11 protein-coding genes are annotated in these 22148 nt (G+C 41.1%); 8 read left to right on the top strand and 3 right to left on the bottom strand.

What is annotated here, in order from left to right; translation table 11 throughout:
- Window positions 1–457 precede the first annotated feature (457 nt).
- The 7 genes from CDC37_RS07060 to CDC37_RS07025 all read left to right on the top strand — a co-directional run bounded on the left by CDC37_RS07060 (window position 458) and on the right by CDC37_RS07025 (window position 14831).
- Window positions 458–1630 carry a phosphotransferase enzyme family protein gene (locus CDC37_RS07060; RefSeq protein ID WP_096621123.1) on the top strand — a complete coding sequence of 391 codons (1173 nt, stop codon included), beginning with the start codon at window positions 458–460 and terminating at the stop codon, window positions 1628–1630.
- Between the two features lie 577 nt (window positions 1631–2207).
- Complete coding sequence (locus CDC37_RS07055; protein WP_096621122.1) at window positions 2208–2753, top strand: DOMON-like domain-containing protein; 546 nt, start codon at window positions 2208–2210, stop codon at window positions 2751–2753.
- An 834-nt stretch (window positions 2754–3587) separates the two neighbouring features.
- On the top strand, window positions 3588–4841 hold the full coding sequence (locus CDC37_RS07050; protein ID WP_231943422.1) for an MFS transporter: 1254 nt from the start codon (window positions 3588–3590) through the stop codon (window positions 4839–4841).
- A 234-nt stretch (window positions 4842–5075) separates the two neighbouring features.
- Window positions 5076–6614, top strand: coding sequence for a bifunctional phosphoribosylaminoimidazolecarboxamide formyltransferase/IMP cyclohydrolase (gene purH / locus CDC37_RS07045; RefSeq protein ID WP_096621121.1), 1539 nt, complete (start codon window positions 5076–5078; stop codon window positions 6612–6614).
- Window positions 6615–8661: 2047 nt separating this feature from the next.
- Window positions 8662–9687, top strand: coding sequence for an LCP family protein (locus tag CDC37_RS07035; RefSeq protein ID WP_330220834.1), 1026 nt, complete (start codon window positions 8662–8664; stop codon window positions 9685–9687).
- Window positions 9688–10550: 863 nt separating this feature from the next.
- Window positions 10551–12287, top strand: a complete 1737-nt coding sequence (locus CDC37_RS07030; RefSeq protein WP_096621119.1) for a hypothetical protein — start codon at window positions 10551–10553, stop codon at window positions 12285–12287.
- Window positions 12288–13334: 1047 nt separating this feature from the next.
- Window positions 13335–14831: a tetratricopeptide repeat protein gene (locus CDC37_RS07025; protein WP_096621118.1), complete on the top strand. Its 1497-nt coding sequence runs from the start codon at window positions 13335–13337 to the stop codon at window positions 14829–14831.
- 168 nt (window positions 14832–14999) lie between these two features.
- Here CDC37_RS07025 and CDC37_RS07020 read toward each other — a convergent pair whose 3' ends face one another.
- Both CDC37_RS07020 and hemB read right to left on the bottom strand, forming a co-directional pair.
- Window positions 15000–15992: a hypothetical protein gene (locus CDC37_RS07020; protein ID WP_096621117.1), complete on the bottom strand. Its 993-nt coding sequence runs from the start codon at window positions 15990–15992 to the stop codon at window positions 15000–15002.
- A 684-nt stretch (window positions 15993–16676) separates the two neighbouring features.
- The gene (gene hemB, locus CDC37_RS07015; protein ID WP_096621116.1) at window positions 16677–17702 is read right to left on the bottom strand and encodes a porphobilinogen synthase; all 1026 of its coding nucleotides are present in this window, start codon (window positions 17700–17702) and stop codon (window positions 16677–16679) included.
- A 270-nt stretch (window positions 17703–17972) separates the two neighbouring features.
- Here hemB and glgB point away from each other — a divergent pair, with 270 nt between their 5' ends.
- The gene (glgB, locus tag CDC37_RS07010) at window positions 17973–20279 is read left to right on the top strand and encodes a 1,4-alpha-glucan branching enzyme (RefSeq protein WP_096621115.1); all 2307 of its coding nucleotides are present in this window, start codon (window positions 17973–17975) and stop codon (window positions 20277–20279) included.
- A 349-nt stretch (window positions 20280–20628) separates the two neighbouring features.
- Here the strand turns inward: glgB and glgA are convergent, their stop codons facing one another.
- On the bottom strand, window positions 20629–22107 hold the full coding sequence (gene glgA, locus CDC37_RS07005) for a glycogen synthase GlgA (RefSeq protein ID WP_096621114.1): 1479 nt from the start codon (window positions 22105–22107) through the stop codon (window positions 20629–20631).
- Window positions 22108–22148 lie beyond the last annotated feature (41 nt).

Raw genomic sequence — 22148 nt, 5'->3', positions numbered from 1 at the left:
CAATTTCACAAAAATGTTGATACATTTTCTTCCCCTCCTACCCCTGCTCACCTAAATGTAACTCTAATAGCTTATTCCTAATCCCTACTCTCCACTCCCGATTTTCTAGCAAGACTGTTGTAATTTTGATTCCCCACTACTTAACCTGCATTTCTCACAAGTAATATCGATTATCTTTTACTTTGCAATAAATGAAACTAGAATCATCAACGGTTACAGCCCCTGATATGTAGCAAGCATTAGTGTAAAAGATATAAACGGTAAACCTGGAGTAACGGTTGAATTTTCTTTCTACTCCCGTCACGGACTGTTCCCTATTCCCTGAGAGTTGGAGGGATTCGTGAAAAATCCGGGTTAAGGTTCCAGATTTGAAGGATACAAACATCGACAATAACATAGGTTAGAATCAGCCCAATTAGGTTGGAGTAGTTGCTACCAGGGAAATAGAGAATTGAGCATGGAAAATTCTGTGATGGATGTAGTGGATTTAAAAGCGATCGCAAACCAATTTTCTGACGTGAATGGGGTGAGGGGGGTTGAGCCTTTAGGGAACGGCATTATTAATGATACCTATTTTGTGACAACGGATTCACCGACCCGACCCCATTTTGTTTTACAAAAGGTTAATACCCAGGTATTTCGTCAACCCCATCTAGTGATGGAAAATATGTGTATTCTCACAGAACACATATCCCAGGTATTACGAAAAGGAGATTCTGCAAAGGAGTCGCTGAGTCGCAAAAGCGACACGCTACGGGAACGCGATCGCCGTTGGGAGGTTCCTGGGGTTTTGCGTACCATTAGGGGCGAAAATCATTATATCGATGTTGAAAATGGTTTTTGGCGAGCGATTAGTTTTATTCCTGAGTCCTATTCCTTTGATATGATTGCCAATCAGCAACAAGCTCAGGAAATTGGTTATGCCTTGGGCTATTTCCACTATTTAATTAGGGATTTATCTCCCCAGAGATTGGCTGATACCTTACCTGGTTTTCATATTACACCCATCTATTTGGAAGCTTATCAACGGGTTTTATCTCAAGTTTCTAGACCGAATCGAAAATCGGAATTTTCTCATGAGTTGAAATACTGTTTACAATTTGTTGAGGAGCGGCAAAATTGGGTATCTGTTTTAGAAAATGCTAAAAATCAGGGTTTATTACCTTTACGATTAATGCATGGTGATCCGAAAATCAATAATGTCATGTTTGATCGGCAAACCCATCAATCAATTAGTTTAATTGATTTAGATACGGTGAAACCAGGTTTGATTCATTATGATATCGGAGATTGTTTACGTTCTGGATGTAATTTGTTAGGGGAAGAAACGGAAGATTGGCAAAGAGTAGTGTTTGATGTGGATATTTGCCAAGGTATTCTCCAGGGTTATTTGTTGGTGGCTCCAGAGTTTTTCACAGAGAATGATTATTTATATATATATGATGCAATTCGTTTAATTCCCTTTGAATTAGGATTACGATTTTTGACCGATTACTTAGCTGGAAATGTATATTTTAAAGTGAATTATCCAGAACATAATTTAGCTAGAGCTTTAGTACAGTTCCAGTTAACTAGAAGTATCGAGACTCAAGAAAATAGTATTCGTCAAATTATCCAATCATTCCAGTGATTTACAGGTTGATCAGTTGTTGCGTATTTAAGTTACATATCCACTACTTTTGATGGGTGACTGTTAACTGTTAGCCGTCAACACCTTGGGGGGTGACGAAAACTTCTGAAACTAGGATACAGCAATAGTTTTTAGCCGGTCTGTCATAAAAAGATAAAAGATAAACTTCATTTTTCGGCTTGATTGATTCTATTATTAATCAGCTGCGAGTAAAAGCCTTATTTTTCCGTTGAACTCGGCTCTGAATTTAGTTTTATCGTTAAGGGGATACTCCTTCTTGGGTCACTGCAGGATAAGCGAAGCTTAACACAATCATGGGTATTGCGATTCTATAATCCTTGCGGTATAAACCTTTGAAGCTAGATTGTCACCCCCCCAAGTCAACACCAAATCCAGTAGCTACAGCAATCCGATTTAAGTTGTGAAAAATAGCGTGCTGTTGACTGATGACTGGTGACTGTTAACCGTCAACTGTCAACCGTTAACAACCCTACATTTTAGATTTCACAAATAATTTAGGACTGCTGTAGATGATTGATATGAGTTATAGCTGAATATAATACATACACAAATTATCATGAGTCCAATCCCCTTTTCCCTTATCCCTTTTGACAACACAAACATTGATCTCGAAATTACAGGTGATGTTCATTGGGATAAATCTAATTATTTACTTCAGATAAATTACCAACTAACTGGCAATATTAATAAATTACAAATACCACCCCTATCCCCTTCCCCTGAACGTCGAGATTATCTTTGGGAACACACCTGTTTGGAGTTTTTTTTAGGAATTGAAAATTCTCCTCGTTATTGGGAATTTAATCTTGCTCCCAGTGGAGATTGGAATATTTACAGTTTTGATGATTATCGCCAAGGGATGAAAATAGAATCAGTGTTTACCCAACTTCCTTTTCAAATTAAATCCTTACCGCGTCAATTGGAATTATCTATAGATTTAAACATCCAGCCAATTATGAATATCCATCCTCAGATTGATATGGGAATCACCGCAGTCTTGAAAACACAAGATGGTAATATTAGTTATTGGGCTTTAATTCATCCTGGAAAAGAACCTGACTTTCACTTACGCAGTGGTTTTACTATTCATCTGGGCTTGTAAATAGGAAATGGGGAGTAGGAATAAATTATTTGAGATGCTTTACGTCAACTTAAATCTTGCACCTCACAAAATAAGGTTTTTAAAAACTTTTATTCCCTTACAAATAATGCTGGACAAGGGTTTAATACCAATTTTCGATGAAGCTGCATATAATTTTGTTTGCGTGTCATTGTGTAGCTTGCTTGTTGCGGAACGAAGTGGAACTCGGCAATCTCAGTAATTAGTTAACTCACATCTTGCACCAAGAAAAGCTGATGGAAATAAAATACCCAGTATAAAGCTAAAAGTATTACTTTAGCGTTAAAAACAAAAAATAGTACTGTAGCTATATCGCGTATATTTTGAAATTCAACGTATGTATACGTAAAGGTGCAAGATATAAATTAATTGTCGTTCCTCCTTGCTTCGGACAACTTGTTATGTGCAACTTCAGATGAAAACGGTTGAAGATTTGATTACGGATCAAACTCACATCCTCATCAAGAAGCTAGTTCTACCTGAATTTCTCACAAGCAAGTGATCAGCATGGAGTAATGGCTCGAATTTCCTACTACGGCGTTGCTGAATTTGGGTATGAATTATGATTATTTACATGTTGTATTGAAACCACAATCGCCGTAGAGACGTAGCATCGCTACGTCTCTACACAACGTCAAATTTTCAATTCATATTTGTATTCAGCAACGCCCAAATATCCTACTACTTCCTACTCCCTGTTCCCTGCTCACCGAAAGTTTGAGGAGTTTGTGAGCAATCCTGGATGTGGGCTATCCCCCCAAACTTCTCTTGTATCTTGTATCCTGGATTCTATATTCCTCAATATTCCTTAATACTCTGAAAACAGCATCTACCGTGAAAGTCTTTCAAACACTAGATAAATCCTTGCAACGCAACCTGCTGATTTTATTCACAGCAGGTTTATTTTTCTGGTCATGCATGGCAGCCTTGTTACCAACATTACCCCTATATGCCGAGTCAATTGGGGCAACAAAACAGCAAATCGGTTTAGTGATGGGTAGCTTTGCCATTGGTTTATTATTATTTCGTCCCCAATTGGGACGAATGGTAGACCAGGGGGGACGGAAAAAAGTACTACTACTGGGGATTAGTATTGCCGCGATCGCACCCGTTGGTTATACTCTCATCAAGTCAGTACCGTTGCTCATGTTGATCAGAGCCGTTCACGGTGTGAGTATTGCCGCTTTTACTACTGCCTACAGTACTTTAGTCACAGACTTTGCACCAGCCCACAAACGGGGAGAAATTATTGGTTATTTAAGTTTAGTCAATCCGGTGGGAATGGCAATTGGTCCTGCGGTGGGTGGATTTCTTCTATTTAAAACTGGCTACCCACTCCTATTTTTATTTGCCAGCTTACTCGCTATCCTCAGTTTTATTTGTGCCTACGCCATCACATCTCCTCCCGTGGATGACATGCGATCGCCTCAACAATCAAAGTTCGATACATTAGCCATTCTCCTTAGTCCCAGGGTTCGCATCCCTACCCTGGTCATGCTCATGGTTGGACTGGCTTTTGGTACAATTAGCACTTTTGTTCCCCTATTTATTAAATCCCTGCAAATCGACTTTAACCCTGGTTTATTTTATTCCTTTGGAGCCATTACCAGCTTTAGCATCAGACTAATTGCTGGACGAGTGAGCGATCGCATTGGTCGGGGTTTATTTATTACCATTGGGATTATTTGTTATTGTTTGTCCATGTTTACCCTTTGGCAAGCCGATGATCAACTGGACTTTATTTTGGCAGCCCTTATTCAAGGAACAGGTGGTGGTATCATGATACCCATGTTAGTCGCCATGATGGCAGACCGTTCCTATCCCCAGGAACGGGGACGGATTTTTGCCATTTGTGTTGGCGGTTTTGATGTCGGTATCGCCACTGCTGGTCCCACCCTAGGTCTAATTGCAGAAAGCTTTGGCTACGAAAATATGTTTTTAATTACAGGTATAATTACCCTATTCGCGATAGGTCTATTTTTAACCAACTCCAGTAAAACACCAGCCCAATCCTTGCGGTTCGCCTTGGGAAAAGGAGAGGATGCATATATCATCCGTAACCCTAATTGATCCCTTTTGCTCCTAATTTGCCTTCTGTAGTGATAGTACTTCATGTCATTAATTTTGAGGGGTTAAAAAAGTCACGTAGTAGCGTTTTAGCGCCTTTATATTAAAGCTTTTTCGTGGCTAAACCCATTACTACAAATCCTTCATCACCTACCAGGTCAAGCACTAGTTTGCTTCCCCTCAACGGATTTTGTTTGGTAGAATACTCTTTCTGACTTTTAGGGATTCAGGGTAATCATGACACGGCTGGCACTGCTTTCTGTCTCAAATAAAACTGGGTTGATTGACCTAGCACGTAGTTTAGTAAATGAATTTGGTTTTGATATCATTAGCAGTGGGGGAACTGCTCAAGCTTTAAAGGAAGCTGGTTTACCTGTGACAAAGGTGGCAGAATATACAGGTTCGCCGGAAATTTTAGGTGGTCGGGTGAAAACCTTGCATCCCCGCATTCACGGTGGTATTTTGGCTCGGCGAGATTTGGATGCTGATCTGCAAGATTTGCAAGCTAACCAAATTCGACCGATTGATTTGGTGGTGGTGAATTTGTACCCGTTTGCGGAGACGATTGCTCAACCCGGTGTCACCCTGACAGCAGCAATCGAACAGATTGATATTGGTGGTCCAGCGATGTTGAGAGCTGCATCCAAGAATTTCGCCCATTTAACGGTTTTATGCAACCCCAATCAATACGATGAATATTTACAGGAACTGCGTCTCCATGATGGTGTACCTTCCCTAGAATTTCGCCAAAAGTGTGCTTTACAGGGTTTTTTACACACCAGTAGCTACGACCAAGCGATTGCTGCTTACCTTAGCAGTCAATCCCCAGCACAGGATTTACCGGATAATTATTTCCTCGGCGGCGTAAAAATTCAAACTTTACGATATGGGGAAAACCCCCACCAATCGGCATCCTGGTATCGGACAGGGAATCCTAGTGGTTGGTGTGGAGCGACCCAACTGCAAGGCAAGGAATTAAGTTATAATAACCTGGTGGATTTGGAAGCGGCGCGGCAGATCATAGCCGAATTTCGCGAAACTCCGGCAGCAACCATTATTAAACATACGAATCCCTGTGGAACTGCTTTAGGTGATTCCTTGCTCGAAGCCTACCAGAAGGCATTTGCAGCTGATTCGGTCTCCGCATTTGGGGGGATTGTGGCGTTTAACCGTCCCATTGACGCAGCGACGGCAACGGAATTGACGAAAACCTTTTTAGAATGTATTGTCGCACCGGGATGTGATGGGGAAGCAGAGCAAATTTTGGCTCAAAAAGCCAATTTACGGGTATTAATCCTCCCTGATTTACAAACGGGGACAAAACAAATTATCAAGCAAATAGCTGGTGGTTTTCTGGTGCAAACGGCGGACGATATAGTTACAGATACCAGTAAATGGCAAGTAGTCAGCGATCGCCAACCCACCCCAGAAGAACTAGCCGAGTTAGAATTTGCCTGGTTAGTTTGTAAACATGTGAAATCGAATGCGATTGTCACCACCCGCGATCGCACTACCACAGGAATTGGTGCAGGACAGATGAATCGGGTGGGTTCAGTCAAAATTGCCCTAGAACAAGCTCAAGACCGAGCGAGAGGGGGTTTTCTCGCGAGTGACGCATTTTTCCCCTTCGACGATTCCGTGAGAACAGCTGCTGCTGCTGGAATTACAGCCATTGTCCAACCTGGTGGTAGTCTACGCGATCGCGATTCCATTCAAGCAGCTAACGAACTGGGTTTAGTCATGGTATTTACCCAAACTCGCCACTTCTTACACTAATGTGGCCTCCATATCATACAGCAAAAGACTGATTTTATCCCCTTGATAGACAATCCTAAAGAAAATCGGTAGTTTGTATCAACGAACCTCACAAAACTTGGTACACCTGATGAAGTGTCACTCTAAATACTTGTTTTTAGTCGCCTCCTCCTGTATTCTGTAATTGTGTGTGAGGAGTAAGTTGAAAGAACAGAAAAGTGCTTGGAGTGGAAACACGGCAACACGTCCAAGCACTTTTTGTTTTTCTTTGAGGAGATAGTCGTCAGTTTGGGTTAAGGCTATTTCGTAATGCTTTCTACAAGCTAAAGTTCACAGCCAACGATAGAATAGGCGTTTCACCCTATCCCGAACTCAGGTTACAGTAGAATTATCAGAATAGAGGATATGCTCTTAAAAGCGGTTTTAAATTAGCCTTGAAAATTAAAATAACCTACCTCGTTCGCCTAAAATCCACCGTAACTAGGATTTGCTGAAAAATAGTAAAGACACGATATATCGTGTCTCTATATTTCACCAGATATTGAGGATATTTGAGTCGTAAAAAGTGCTTTCCAAGTAGGTATGTAAGGCTTCAAAACCCGGCATTTGCCATTTTTTGGGTCTTGTGAAAAGTGGAATTATTAGGTTAAAACTACTCCCTACTCCCTGTTCCCTATTCCCTACCCTCACGAAAAGACTTTTTCCGCAGACCCTAACTAACAAACTTTCTTAAAAATAAATAATATTCACATCTAAATGACTGAAAACACTTGTAGAGATGTGGTGACTTGCTGCGTTTCTACGTTGTTTTTTGGGCATTACTTAACTTGGGTATAAATCAATACGCTTGGTGTTAAAGATAACTGTAAGTTGGGTTGAGGCTTTGCTTAGACTGTTGATTTTCTGGAAATTTACCCATAAGGTAACACAGTTTTTGTGATAATCTCGTCCCTATGCTCCGGGTGGGGACCCATTCCACGAGGGCTACTGCTACTGTCTCTACATTCTTTAACCCAATCTACCCAATAATCAGGCTTTTAAGTCTAACTGAACTGTATTGGGGTATAAATTACAGCAGAATTCCCAAATATCGGATACGGAGAACAGTCGTAAAAACCCATTCTCACAAACCTTTAAAGTATGAATGAAGTAGCGAATCTAGCTGCTATTGGCTGTATTCTCGTTTATATTCTGTAACAAGCTGGTTGTGAAGCAGTTTACGCCTTGAGAAGTTGTCGCGGACTAGCTGCGCTATAAGTAGGTAGGTGGAATTAAACATGAAACCGCAACGCAACCCTTCATTCATCTCAAAGCCTTACTCCCGTACAGACGCGACGTATCGCGTCTCTCCCTACTTTCTGATCTCAGCGACAATTTCTACCACCCACGTACTTATACCATAACACAACGTAAAATTTTCAATTCATATTTGTATTCAACAACGTCATTTTTTAACTCCTGTATCTGAATCATCTTAATTTCGATTAGTATTTGTTCTAGGATGAAAACAAGGCCAATCCCGACTTCGTGCTGAGTTATTAAGTGTGCAAACCCATAAATAAAATGCTGTATTTTTCGGAAATCAGCTAGAGACAACTTGTAGTTTTATATAGTTATGGTATTTTTGCTAGCAGGTAATATGCAGTTTCTCTAAAGAGAAGCCAGTTCAAACCTGTCTACCGATAAAATTACTAATAAGCATATTTATGATTTTGATGTACGCGGATTCACAAATGTAGTCAAGATAACGAAAAATACAGGACTTACACAATCACTACCCAGTTACGTCATTGCATAGACGTGCAGCAGATCGACTCTAGGGTCGTCAGGAAGCAGTCGAAAGTGCGTAAGTCCGAAAATAAATCAGGGGAAAGGAGAGATAACCAGTCAATTCATGTGTACTCACCGAAAAGCCAGGAATGGGCAAAGTTATGTATGGAGTGTCCTGTATTCTGTCTCCTGATTCATTGGGTGCTGGTATTTCATTTCCGAACAGTAGGTTGATTTTGCATTAACCTTCACAATCTAGATCAAAACTTACGTAATATCAGCCAGTCAGAGGAAACAAGTGGTTAAAAACAAAGATTTGACAACAGCAAACCTGGAAGTGCCTAGTCAGAATTTACACCGGAAAAATCGCTGGAAACTTTGGACTGTAATTAGTGGACTGGCAATCATCTCCGCAACACTTGGCGGATTGGGGGCAATTTATATGGGTACAACCCCCTTCTATAAAACCAATTTAACCCCAGAACAGGCCAAATTTTTCCAAAGCGATCGCATTGCTGGTAATATTTTCCAGCTCAACAGTCCGGTGAATATTTTAGTCATGGGTATGAGCGTACTACCAGAAAATGCCCGTGAACGAGGATATTTCCATCAACTTAATTCCTTTGATGGATTGGCTGATGTCATGTTGTTAATTCGGTTTGACCCTACCACCGACAAAATTACCATGATTTCTATCCCCAGAGATACAAGGGTGGAAATAGACGGACATGGAATCAAAAAAATTAACGCAACCAACGTCTACGGGGGTGCTTTTTTAACTGCGACCACCACCAGTCAACTTCTGGGAGGTACACCAATTCATGGTTATATCCGCATCAACGTTCTCGGAGTTGGTAAACTGATTGATGCTTTAGGAGGTGTGACAGTTGATGTCCCCTACGACATGAAATATCAAGACCACTCCCAACACTTGTATATAGACTTAAAAGCCGGAAGACAACATCTTGACGGCGATAAAGCGCTGCAAATGTTACGTTTTCGCCATGATGGCAAAGGGGATATTGGCAGAATCCAGCGTCAGCACATCTTAATGCAAGCCTTAGCAGAACAGGTTCTCAATCCCATAACCCTAGCCAAATCCCCCAAAATCCTCAGTGTTATTCAGGAAAACATCGATAGTAACCTCAGTGTCGAACAACTATTAACCCTAGTTAACTTCGCCGTTCAAAGCGATCGCTCCCAAATGAAAATGTTAACCTTACCAGGTCGAGCTAGTTATCCGCGTGAGTTTAATACTAGCTATTGGCTACCCAACCAATTGGAAATTGACCAGTTAGTTAGGGAGTATAATTTGCGGGATTGATCACAATTCGTAATACCCGCTACGCGGGAAGCAAGCTACGTAATTTGTTAAAAAAAAACAGGCGTTGCTGAATCAGGGATGATTGGATCAAATTTTCAACGATTTTTCCATGGTTTCAAATACTTATTCATCCCACACTTATGCAACGCCAAAAAAACCAGATACGGCAATATATTACAGCAGAATTCAAGAATACAGGATACAGTCGTAAAAACCCTTGCTCACAAGCCTTTCCAACATATTAAAATATGAATAATGTACCACATTTACCTGCAATCTGCTGTATCTGGTTTCCATTACCAATTTTGTCCCCATCTGGTAAAAAACCCATCACCCCAAATCCCCAGAGTTTGATAAATTAAATACAGTATATCCAATAGGTAGTGACAAAAACCACACCTGGGATTTATAACAAAATATCTACAATCATTCATCGCCAACAGACAGTACCATTGTCAAATAGGTTCTCCCCAGGAAAATCAACCCTGATTCCAGGGGAATTCTAGAAAACAAACACATAAATAATGGGTGAGAAAAGGTAGGTAGTTGCGCTCATAGCGCCTTTCTAGTAAAGCTTTTTCGGAGCTAAAGCCACTACTACAAACCCCTCAAAACTTATGTGGTTAAATACTACTAGTCTCGGAGGGAAAAGGCTGGGTGACGACATGAACTACTCACTAGTACTGAAATTGGCTGATGGAATCGGTTGGGAAACTTGAGGTCAGCAGCTACCAAAATTCCGTATCTAATATCGTTGAAACAAAGAGTACATCGGTTTTGCCATCAGCAAATGGTGAAATCTGCTTGAAACAAACCTTTAACAGAATTAGCTATTATTTTCAGAGCTTGTGGGTGATAAAGTCATGAATCCAGCAGACAATCCAGAAAATTGGGTATCGCTCCCATCGTCCAATCCAGAGGAAAGGATGGTATCTGATAATACTATTGATTGCCCATTTTACTCGGTTGTACCCACATCCAACAGTGAGAGGGGGGAGAGTGAGGAGGGGGAAGCGCCAAGTCAACAAATTTACCAATTACCCCCTGGGGAGTCGTCACCGGAGGTTGTAGAAACAAAAACTGAGTTTGTGGATGAGCAAGTCGAGCCAAAAATTGATATTGAAGCCATACTCGACTCCGAATTAGATAAAGTCGTAACTTGGGAACTAGGGATGGAAGAAACAGCAACCGAGGAGCAAAATCCGATAGCAGACAGTTATTCTATTCCCATACCTGAATCCCATCAAGAATATAATCCGGAAACAAATATCGAAGACCCTGAACAGGTAGAAATTGGCACAGAATTTGCCCAGCTATTAGAATTAAACCAGGAACTGCGGACAGCCAACGATGAACTTTATACCCACGTTGAAGCCTTAAAAGAAGCCCTCAAAGATTCCGAAGCAGCGCTGCAACGACACAAAAAACGGGCAGATGTCACAGAATCATTATTAGCACAACAAAATCAAGAATTAGCTGCTGCTCAATCGCAAATTGCATCCCTATTTCAACAATTGGAAACTTCCCAACAAAACCTGCAACATCAAGAAGCCTTATTAGAAACCTACCGCGCTCATTTAGAAACGAACCAACAAAAACTGGCCCAACTAGAACGGGAATGTGCGAATTTACACGCAAATTTCCAAGAAAAATCTCAACAATTAGCCCATTCGGAAGCTACCTGTCGGGAACTACGAACCCGTTTAATGCGACAGCAGCGACAAACTCTACAATTTAAAGCAGCCTTAGAAAAATGTCTGGAAGCACCGCTCCCCGATAACGGGGTGTCCAACCATGAAAATATTCATTCCTTACTGAATCGCACCCAACCAATTCAACCTTGGTCAGGAGAAACAGAGGAAGGGGATAATAGCATTTATCCTTCTATTCCCAAGCCATCTGCTGCTGTTCCACCTTGGCAACCACCAACCCCCAGTGAAAAAACGCAAAGGCAATCAGAGGAAGACCAAACATCCCTGGGTGATTCAGTTGCTAATACTACCTCATCTACCGATGAAACTGCAAGGGAAGAAAACCCTTGGGAAGATACCTGTGACTCCCCAGCAACAGACCCATCCATCTTCAGCGAATCTCTCACCAGCTTAGAAGCGCAGATTGATAGTGTGATTCAAATGTTTTTTACTGCTCAAACAGCCAACTTCTCCAACTCAGCAACCGAACAACCACAAAACTTGTCCCCAGAACCGGAAACCTCAACCAGCCATCTCGAATTAGATACCCCATCACCTTGGGATACTCCAGTAAATTCCCCTAGTACACCCAACGATATTAATACAATCACTATTGATGCTCATGGTAATATTACGGATGGAATAGGTCAGAACCATCAACAACCTGTTTCCCATCCTGCAACAACCAAAGCAGATACCGATAACACCCATGTTACCCAAACAGAGGACATCTGGGGAGATATATCAAATTTAACTCCTGAGCAGATTTCCATCCTCCAATCTCCAGCGATTAGTGATATTGATGATCGCAATTCACCCTCACCCCTAGTATATCCCCGTCGTCCTCCCAAAGGACGTAAATCACTATCTTCCGTGGAATTACCGAATTTTCGTCCCCATCAAAAGTAAGATAGACAAGACTTAAAAATTGGTTTGTAGACAGTTGACGGGTGACAAGTAGGAACGTAGTAATACCACGTCTCCTTTAGAGTTTGCAGTTATGGGCAATTGTTGGTTGGAGAGTCACTGCGTTGCGCGGGTTAAGCGCGTTGAAGTAAGTGGTGTTGGATTTGCTTCTTTTGGAGTACCCAACAAAACTGACAGGTCAAACCCCCCATTTCTCACAAAACCCTAAAAATCATAGGTAATAGTCCGTGACGGGAGTCGTGTAGACCCTACGCGTCTAGTCTACGCACTGCGCGTACCCGTAGGGTGTAGAAGGAAAATCAATCCGTTAATCAAGGCTTATAAATTACTCGCTCAAAATCCAGGAAACAAGTAAACCTTCAACAATAATGAGTAGGAAAATTAATCAAGATACCCTTATCACTCGTTCCCCAAGAAATTTATTATTGGGTTAAGGTGCAGAAGATGAATCATATCGCTGCAAATCTATTTATCCCTAATTTGTCACTCTGGAAAACGAAAAATCAAACGCAATTTTTCAACTTCATACACTCAGTTAATTTGAGCGTTTATTTCCTGACAACAACTAAAAATTAGAAGTTTTTGAGCAAAAATATTATGGAGCAAGGCTTGAAGATTATTCTTTGGAGATATTACTCAAAGGGAATTACGCACCGTAAACCAACCAGTGGTAAATCAATAAATTATACTGATTAAAGAATAGGAAACTTGAGATATCACCTTTAATCAAAGTTTATCTGTCATATTCGTTTGCAAGTTGGTATTATCTCCTATGTCTCATTCCCTATGCCCTATTATCTACTTTTTGCTTGGCTAGGCAAAAAAGTTTTTTACTAACAGTAATTTACGTCAATACAAGGGAAAAATATATCAGTTACTGGTGACTTGATTATGTGAATAATCTCTCCGTAAAATTTAAAAATAAATAACAAAAACAATACATTAATGGTACCAGTTATCCGGTAATCTAAAGATAGATTTAGTATTAGGAAATATGGGGAATATTGGTTTTTGCTTAGGAGAAATACAATGCAAGTGAATCCTTTAAGGATGAGTGATGATGATGCGATCGCGTTTTATCAGCAAGCAGCAAGGATTTACGAGCTTGAGCAAGATTGGGAAAATTTACTAGATGCTTTTTCTCAGTTGGGATTGCTAGCGCAAAAACGACGTAATTTTGATTTGGCAAGGCAATATTTTGAACGGACGTTAAAATTAGCAATTCAGTTGGCTAATCCGGTAAAAACAGGTTGGATTTACTATAATTTGGGTGTAGTGGCGGAGCTACAACGACAATGGCATGATGCACTGCATTTTTACCAAGAATCGGTAAATATGTATGAAGCTTCTCAAGCAACTGACGCAGTAGCAGATAGCTATTATGGGATTGGTAATATTTTCTTGGTTCAAGGTCTATATGAACAGGCGATCGCCTATTATCATCAAGCCTTGGAAATATTTCGCCTCAAAAACGATAGCTACAAAATTGCCTTTGTGTATCATCAGTTAGGAGAAGTTGCTCAGGTACAGTCGAAATTTACGGAAGCGCGTCAATTTTATACCAAATCCCTGGATATTCGGCGAGTGATTGGGGATAATTATCATGCAGCCCAAAGTTATGCTCAACTGGGACTAATTGCCCAACGGGAAGGGAATTTGGTGGAAGCGATCGCGAATTTAGAAATAGCTCAACAAATATACACTGAGGTAAATGATACCCATAACCTTGGTAAAATAATCCATTACTTGGGTATGGTTAGCCAGGAACAAGGACAATTACCCATAGCCAAAATCTACTATCAAGAAGCACTGCGGTTAAAGGAGATGATGGGGGATTTGCACAGTGCTGCACGGGTGTATCATAATTTGGGGATTGTTGCTCAGGTCGAGAATGATTTGGATACAGCAACGACTTTTTTTCAAACTGCATTGAATTTGAAAAAAAATACGAACGATGTGGTGGCAATTGGTTCTGCATATCACCATCTGGGTATTGTTGCCCAATTAAAGGGTGAATATCAACTTGCCTATAACTACTACCAAGAAGCAATTCAATCCTATCAACAAACTGGTAATTACCCACGCATTGCCGACGAATATCACCATCTGGGATTGCTTGCTCAAGACCAAAAAAAATATCTACAGGCAAACCAGTATTATCATCAAGCTCGACAAATATACGAGAATTTAGGTGATATAGTTAACGCGGCAGATGAGTACTATCAACTAGGAACTGTGGCCCATCTTAGCCACGAAATTGAAGAGGCGATCGCCTATTTTCTCAAATCCCTGTTTATCTATCTAGACCGCAATCAAATTATCAAGTCCCAATACTCAGTTAAACAAATGGGTTTGATTCTCCGTCAAGTAGGAATTAAGAAATTTAATCTCTACTGGTACAAAGTCACAGGAGAACCCCAGTGTACAGGAAAAGTGAAGAAACTTATTTGGAATGCAGCTGGTTTTCCCACCCATCCCTTTGCTCAATTTTGGCACTGGTTACAAGAGCGTTGGAAAACTTCTTAGGGGAGTTGGGAGTGGTGTAGATGAACAAGTGGTAAGACGAGTAGCTGTAGGGAAAAATCACTTTCATCTCAAAGAGAAGCTGCGCTACGCGCATCTACGGTTCTGTGTCAACATTACATAATTACATACAGCCTATTCTCTGTTATCGATATCCCCATTTCCTCCCCATCAAAGCATATCTGGAAAGATTTCCGGACTAAACATTTCCCACAAAACTTGAAAATATGGTCTAAAAACTCGATGCTGTTGATCACCGATCCGACTGCGAATTTCATTTCCTAGTAAATTAATCATTTGTCGAACTAATTCCCAATTTACTCGTAAAGTGGGATATAGCATTAAACACAAAGGAAATAGTTCTTGTTGAATTGCCTCAATACTTTTTTCCAGCATACATACCCACAGATACACTTGGAACATCTCTGTGTCGCGAATACTGGCAATTCTAACGCTGGGATTACTCAAAAGACCACTGTAACTGGAATAGGTGGGGTAAATTTGAATAATGCGATCGCAAACCTTTTCGGCTATTTCCGTACTCATGGGTAATAAATGTCGAACTAGTTGTACTTGGAGTGATTCATAATTGTACTTAGCAGCTGCTTTGTAGGCTCGTTGTAAAGGCATATACAAGTGGTCATCAATCACCTTAAAGTAACTATTTAACCCTTCCTTTTCCCAATGGGGAACATGATTGAGTAATAACTGTCCAGTATAGTGGAACTGGAGGGAAACAAAAGCGATCGCTCTGGGGTCATTAGCTGTATAATGACTGCGAATGGTACTAATATAGGTACCCAATTCCCGTGCTACCTGTTGCGGTGGTTTTTGCTGACTGTAGATTTCGATGGTTTGATCAAAAACAACAAAGGAATCTTGGGAAATTTGCCAGGGGTCAATTAATTGTTGATTGACTCCATGACGTGCTAGTTCTTTGGAGATTAATGCTTCTGTTTGTGACCAAGCTTGGATACTGGTGGTTCTCAGTAAGGTGTGGAGTTTCTCTGATGTTTGTTTAGCACTGTTTTTCAGAGGAACAACGTCATTGTTGTTTTGGATGTTTTGAATGTATTTTTTTGCCCAGATTTGGGCTAACTGGTGTATTTCTTCTTCATTCTCTAGGTTTGGGTCAGGATTAGGAAATTTAATTACTTGGGTCATGATGGTTTTGGGAATATGATTTTGTTTTTTATGTTGTGTTTGATGATTTTGTTTTTAAGTCAACCAAATCTGAGTAGCTGACAACCTGTTCGCAAGGCTGGTGTCGGAAAGAAGGTAAAGTCAATTTAAGTTTTACCCAACAACAAATAAAGACAAGGTCTTTAGACTATGTCTGTTAATCAGAGAATCGATGAAAGGCTGTAAGCTGTGTTTATGTTTATGTCTCGCCAACTAAAAAATCCTTGCTGAGTCTTCTGCCTAGTTATTATCACCACCCAAATAGTATAAAAAAACACATAAATAACAACAGAATAATATTCCTTCAATAGATTATATGCAATTTTGAGATGATTTATCTTGATATTAATCTCTTTAAAAGAAAATTACATTCGAGAGAATACAGGTATAAAATTTGTAGAGATTTTACCAATTTATTTCTTGTTTTTGCCAGGTCGGTAGGAGCATAACAATTTTGCAAATTTACCAAGTTAGGGGTAGTCATTGCCGAGCTTAAAGTTAGTAGGCGGGGAAATTCACAGGTATGTCATAATTAGCAGATAAATCGTCAATTACGAGGAAAAGTCGGGTTTTTGGTAATTTTGGTGGTTTTACCTAGCATTTATCCGGAAAACCCGACAAAAGGTAGATGAATAATAAAAATTCACTCTGAAAACCCATGCAACTTTACTTATGCAACATTAAGGCTACTTCCTTGGCGAAATAGGTCAAAATTAAATCTGCACCAGCTCGCTTCATGCTCAACAGAGTTTCTAAAATCACTTTTTTCTCATCAATCCAGCCATTAGCAGCCGCAGCCTTAATCATGGCATACTCTCCGCTAACATTGTAGGCGGCAACGGGGACACTGCTGTAATCTTTCACTTGGCGAATGACATCTAAATATGCCAAAGCTGGTTTTACCATGACGATATCTGCACCCTCAGCAATATCTAAACTAACCTCCTTGATGGCTTCCTTGGCGTTACCAGGGTCCATTTGATAGGTCTTCTTGTCACCAAATTTAGGTGCAGAATCCAAAGCATCGCGAAATGGACCATAATAGGCAGAGGCATATTTAGCTGAATAAGCGAGGATTTTGGTATCAATAAAACCAGCTGCATCCAGAGCTTGACGAATTGCACCAATTCTGCCATCCATCATATCCGAAGGCGCAACCATATCTGCACCAGCTGCTGCTTGGGAGAGGGACATTTTGACGAGTACCTCCACCGTTGGGTCATTTAAAATCACCCCATTCTCATCAACAACACCGTCGTGTCCATGACTAGTAAAGGGGTCAAGGGCGACATCAGTAATTACAAGTATATCTGGTGTATTTTGCTTAATTGCTTTGACAGTTTGTTGCACCAAACCATTTGGGTTATAGCTTTCGCTACCAGTATCATCCTTTTTACTTTCGGAAATCACCGGGAAAAGAGCGATCGCGGGAATTCCTAAACTCGCGATTTCAGCAATTTCCTTCAGTAACAAATCTAAACTAAAGCGGTAGCATCCCGGCATAGAGGGAATTTCCACCTTTTGATTTTCCCCCTCCATCACAAACATCGGATAAATTAAATCATCCACCGTGAGGACGTTTTCTCGCACCATCCGTCGGATTGTTTCATTGCGACGTAAGCGACGGGGACGCTGGGTTAGATTTAAAGATGTTGCTGTGCTGTTTTGATGGGGCTGATTTTCTAAGGACATATTTTTGATGATAATTATGAATCTATCTTGTTATATTAGTTCTTTTGCGGCTCACTTTTTGCGGAACAGTCCCAAATCCTCGACTTGCAGCGAATCCCTAAAAGTTTGAGGAATTGGTGAGATATGTGGGAAAAGGGGTTCCCAATCCACAAACACGTAGCAACATTTTCCTCGGGTAATCCAAAATCCAGTCACTGATGGTTTAGAGTGAATATAAATAGATATTAAAGCAAGTTTACATTCGACAGGTAAAAGCACGTAGGTAGCTCCATGTTAAAGACGACGATCGCACCAGAACAGGTAAATCGCATTGTAGGGAATCAGCACCATGACCCCTTTGAGGTTTTGGGTTCCCACCTCATTGAAGAAAATGGTAAAAATGTCTGGGCAGTGAGAGCATACCTACCCAATGCTAGTCAGGTTTGGGTAGTTCTACCAGAACAACGTTTAGAGTTTGCAATGCAAAGTGTGCATCACCCGAATTTTTTTGAATGTACCATTGAAACCAAAGAATTAAATAATTATCAATTGCGAATCAAAGAAGGCGATCGCGAACGTGTCACCTATGACCCCTACGCTTTCCGCTCACCCAAGTTAACGGACTTCGATTTACACCTGTTTTCTGAGGGAAATCATCACCGCATCTACGAAAAATTGGGTGCCCATCCCACTGTGATTGATGGTGTCCAAGGTGTATACTTTGCCGTATGGGCCCCTAACGCTCGTAATGTCTCAGTTTTAGGCGATTTTAATAGCTGGGATGGACGACTGCACCAGATGCGTAAGGGTCATACCGGTGTCTGGGAATTATTTATCCCCCAGCTACAACCAGGTGAGTGCTATAAGTATGAAATCAAAAACTATGAGGGACATATTTACGAAAAAAGTGATCCCTACGGTTTTCAACAGGAACCCCGTCCTAAAACAGCTTCCATCGTCACGAATCTGGACGCTTACACCTGGAATGATGGGGAATGGATGGATCAGCGTCGTCACACTGACCCCCTGACCCAACCCATTGCTGTTTATGAGGTACATCTTGGTTCCTGGTTACATGCATCCAGTAGCGAACCCGCAATCCAACCAGATGGTAAACCCGCTCCCGTTGTCCCGGTTTCTGAATTAAATCCCGGTTCGCGGTTTTTAACCTACCGGGAATTAGCCGAGCGTTTAATCCCCTACGTAAAGGAATTGGGTTACACCCATATTGAAGTTTTACCCATTGCGGAACACCCCTTTGATGGTTCCTGGGGATACCAAGTGACGGGATATTACGCACCCACATCCCGATTTGGTACACCGGAAGATTTTATGTATTTTGTTGATCAATGTCACCAAAATGGAATTGGTGTGATTGTGGATTGGGTTCCCGGTCATTTTCCCAAGGATGGTCATGGGTTAGCCTTTTTCGACGGAACCCATTTGTATGAACATGCAGACCCCCGTAAGGGTGAGCATAAGGAATGGGGTACTTTGATTTTTAATTACGGTCGCAATGAAGTCCGTAATTTTCTGGTTGCTAATGCCCTATTTTGGTTTGATAAATTTCATATTGATGGTATTCGTGTAGATGCGGTGGCTTCCATGCTATACCTAGATTACAACCGCAAGGAAGGGGAATGGGTCCCCAATCAATATGGGGGACGGGAAAATATCGAAGCAGCTGATTTTCTGCGTCAAGTGAATCATTTGATTTTTAGTTATTTTCCAGGGGTGGTTTCCATTGCTGAAGAATCCACATCTTGGCCAATGGTATCATGGCCTACCTATGTGGGAGGTTTAGGATTTAACTTGAAATGGAATATGGGTTGGATGCACGACATGCTGGATTATTTCAGTATGGACCCCTGGTTCCGTCAATTCCATCAAAATAATATTACCTTTAGCATTTGGTACAACCACAGCGAAAACTTTATGCTGGCCCTTTCCCATGACGAAGTTGTACATGGTAAAAGTAATATTATTGGCAAAATGCCGGGAGATCGATGGCAGAAATTTGCTAATACCCGATGCTTATTTGCCTACATGTATGCCCATCCAGGGAAGAAAACCATGTTTATGAGCATGGAGTTTGCCCAATGGAGCGAATGGAATGTTTGGAGTGATTTGGAATGGGATTTACTGCAATATGAACCCCATCAACAATTACGTAAATTCTTCCAGGATTTAAATCATCTCTACCGCAGCGAACCAGCTTTGTACAGTCAAGATTTTGCCCAAGAAGGATTTGAATGGATTGACTGTAGCGATAACCGTCACAGTGTTGTTTCCTTTATCCGTCGGGCTAAGGATAATCACGGATTTGTGGTTTGTGTGTGTAACTTTACACCCCAGCCCCATTCCCATTATCGCATTGGAGTACCGGAACCAGGGTTTTATACGGAATTATTCAACAGCGACGCTCGTCCCTACGGGGGTAGCAATTTAGGTAATCTTGGTGGTAAGTGGACGGATAACTGGTCGATGCATAATCATCAGTATTCCCTGGATTTGTGTTTACCTCCCTTGGCTGTATTGATTTTGAAACTAGATCGAAATAAAACCGCAGAATATATGCTGGATGGGGAAGAATCTTAGAGGATGTATTAAAGGCCGATTTTAATACTTTTAACTTATAACTTATTGTTTTTGGGGAGTAGGCCATCGGGAGTAGTTTATAACGACAAATATACCGTTTGTGCCTATTTCCTGTCTTCAATAAGTAGTTGATAAAGTATTTATGAACGTGGGTTCGATGAACCTCACCCCAACCCCTCTCCGACTTCGGAGAGGGGTAAAAAATCCGTAGTTTTCAATCCAGAATCAATTCTTTCAAAAGCCCTCACCCCAAGACGGATGAAAATGATTTTGTCCCACTCCCGTACAGATGGGATATATCGCGTCTCTCCCTACTCCCCACTCCCTATTGACAAGGAAGAAATACAGATTACCAAGGGTGACGGATGAAATCGTATATTTCGATGTATTTCTGGGCTGGGTGGTTCCAGGAATAATCGTAATTCATACCTTGAATGGCTAATTTTTGAAATAAATCTGGATTCAGATTATAAACATCAATTGCGCGATTTAAGGCAGATTCTAAAGCGTAATTATCCTGTTCAAAAAACACAAATCCATTCCGTTCTTCGGGGGGATGCATTTGGTCATAATCCCAATCAAAGACGGTGTTAACCAGTCCACCGACACCGCGAACTACGGGGACTGTTCCATATTTTAAGCCGATAATTTGGGTCAACCCACAGGGTTCATAATTGCTGGGAACTACGATAATATCGGCTCCTGCATAGATGAGATGGGATAGTTCTTCGTTAAATCCTAATTCTATATGTGCATCCGGATTTGTGCTTAAAAATTCTTTTTCATGGGCAAACCAATCATGGATCGACTTTTCCGTTGCTGCACCTAACAAGACAAACTGGGCATCCCTTGCTAAACTGTGGTAGATGGCATGGTGAACCAGATGCACCCCTTTTTGTTGGTCTAAGCGTCCAATGTAGGCCACCAGAGGTTTATCTACCTGTTGTAATTGCAAGCGATCGCGTAATGCTTTTTTGTTATAGATTTTTTGTTCAAAATCTTCGCTGCTATAGTTACTGGGAATATATCGATCCCGTTGGGGATTCCAAAATTCGTAGTCAATCCCGTTGAGTACCCCTTGAAATTTATCGCGATGCAGGTATAGGGTATGACCTAAACCGTAACCAATATCCGTATGTTGGGCTTCCCATGCATGGTACGGTGATACGGTGGTGACGGCGTTGGCATAGACTATCCCCCCTTTCATCATATTAATCGCAAAGGGATTAAAGTTATCCCGTAATTTGTCGTATTGGAAATAATATTCTGGTCGGTTTAATCCAGTTGCTTGCAGCACCTCGACCCCTGCAAAACCTTGATGTTTAAAGTTGTGGATGGTGTAACATACCCGTTGATACTCCATCCCGTGATATTTATAAATTTCGTAGAGTAAAACCGGAACTAAGCCTGTTTGCCAATCGTGACAGTGGATCACGTCGGGACGTTTGTTGCTTTGCTGTAAAAACTGTAATGCTGCTTTGCTAAAAAAAGCAAACCGCATATTGTCATCATCACACCCATAATAACAACCACGGTTAAAAAAGTTATCCTGGGAATTGGGTCGAATAAAGAAACACAAGCGACCATGTACCCAACCACAATAAACGGAACAATGGATTGCCGCACCATACCAGGGTACCCACAAATTGAGGTAGGCATCATGCAGTCCCCAAATATGGTCGTAGCGCATACAATCGTACATCGGGAGAATTAACTCCACACAATGTCCCTTATTCTCCAGTTCCCTGCTGAGTCCATAGACAACATCCCCTAAACCTCCAGCTTTAATTACAGGTGCGCACTCTGAGGCAATTTGTACGATGTACATCCCGATTCCCCACTTAATAAAATTTAATTTTATATTCTCTT

This window comes from Calothrix sp. NIES-3974, from assembly GCF_002368395.1.
In the GTDB taxonomy this organism is placed as follows: domain Bacteria; phylum Cyanobacteriota; class Cyanobacteriia; order Cyanobacteriales; family Nostocaceae; genus NIES-3974.
The sequence above is the reverse complement of the archived record's forward strand: the minus strand, read 5'-3'. Positions and strand labels throughout refer to the sequence as shown.

What these genes read in the sequence shown, in the direction of transcription:
- CDC37_RS07020 (WP_096621117.1), bottom strand. Translation starts at nt 15,992, where the DNA reads ATGACCCAAGTAATTAAATTTCCTAATCCTGACCCAAACCTAGAGAAT.
- CDC37_RS07030 (WP_096621119.1), top strand. Translation starts at nt 10,551, where the DNA reads ATGAATCCAGCAGACAATCCAGAAAATTGGGTATCGCTCCCATCGTCC.
- purH (WP_096621121.1), top strand. Translation starts at nt 5,076, where the DNA reads ATGACACGGCTGGCACTGCTTTCTGTCTCAAATAAAACTGGGTTGATT.
- CDC37_RS07025 (WP_096621118.1), top strand. Translation starts at nt 13,335, where the DNA reads ATGCAAGTGAATCCTTTAAGGATGAGTGATGATGATGCGATCGCGTTT.
- glgA (WP_096621114.1), bottom strand. Translation starts at nt 22,107, where the DNA reads ATGTACATCGTACAAATTGCCTCAGAGTGCGCACCTGTAATTAAAGCT.
- CDC37_RS07055 (WP_096621122.1), top strand. Translation starts at nt 2,208, where the DNA reads ATGAGTCCAATCCCCTTTTCCCTTATCCCTTTTGACAACACAAACATT.
- CDC37_RS07060 (WP_096621123.1), top strand. Translation starts at nt 458, where the DNA reads ATGGAAAATTCTGTGATGGATGTAGTGGATTTAAAAGCGATCGCAAAC.
- hemB (WP_096621116.1), bottom strand. Translation starts at nt 17,702, where the DNA reads ATGTCCTTAGAAAATCAGCCCCATCAAAACAGCACAGCAACATCTTTA.
- glgB (WP_096621115.1), top strand. Translation starts at nt 17,973, where the DNA reads ATGTTAAAGACGACGATCGCACCAGAACAGGTAAATCGCATTGTAGGG.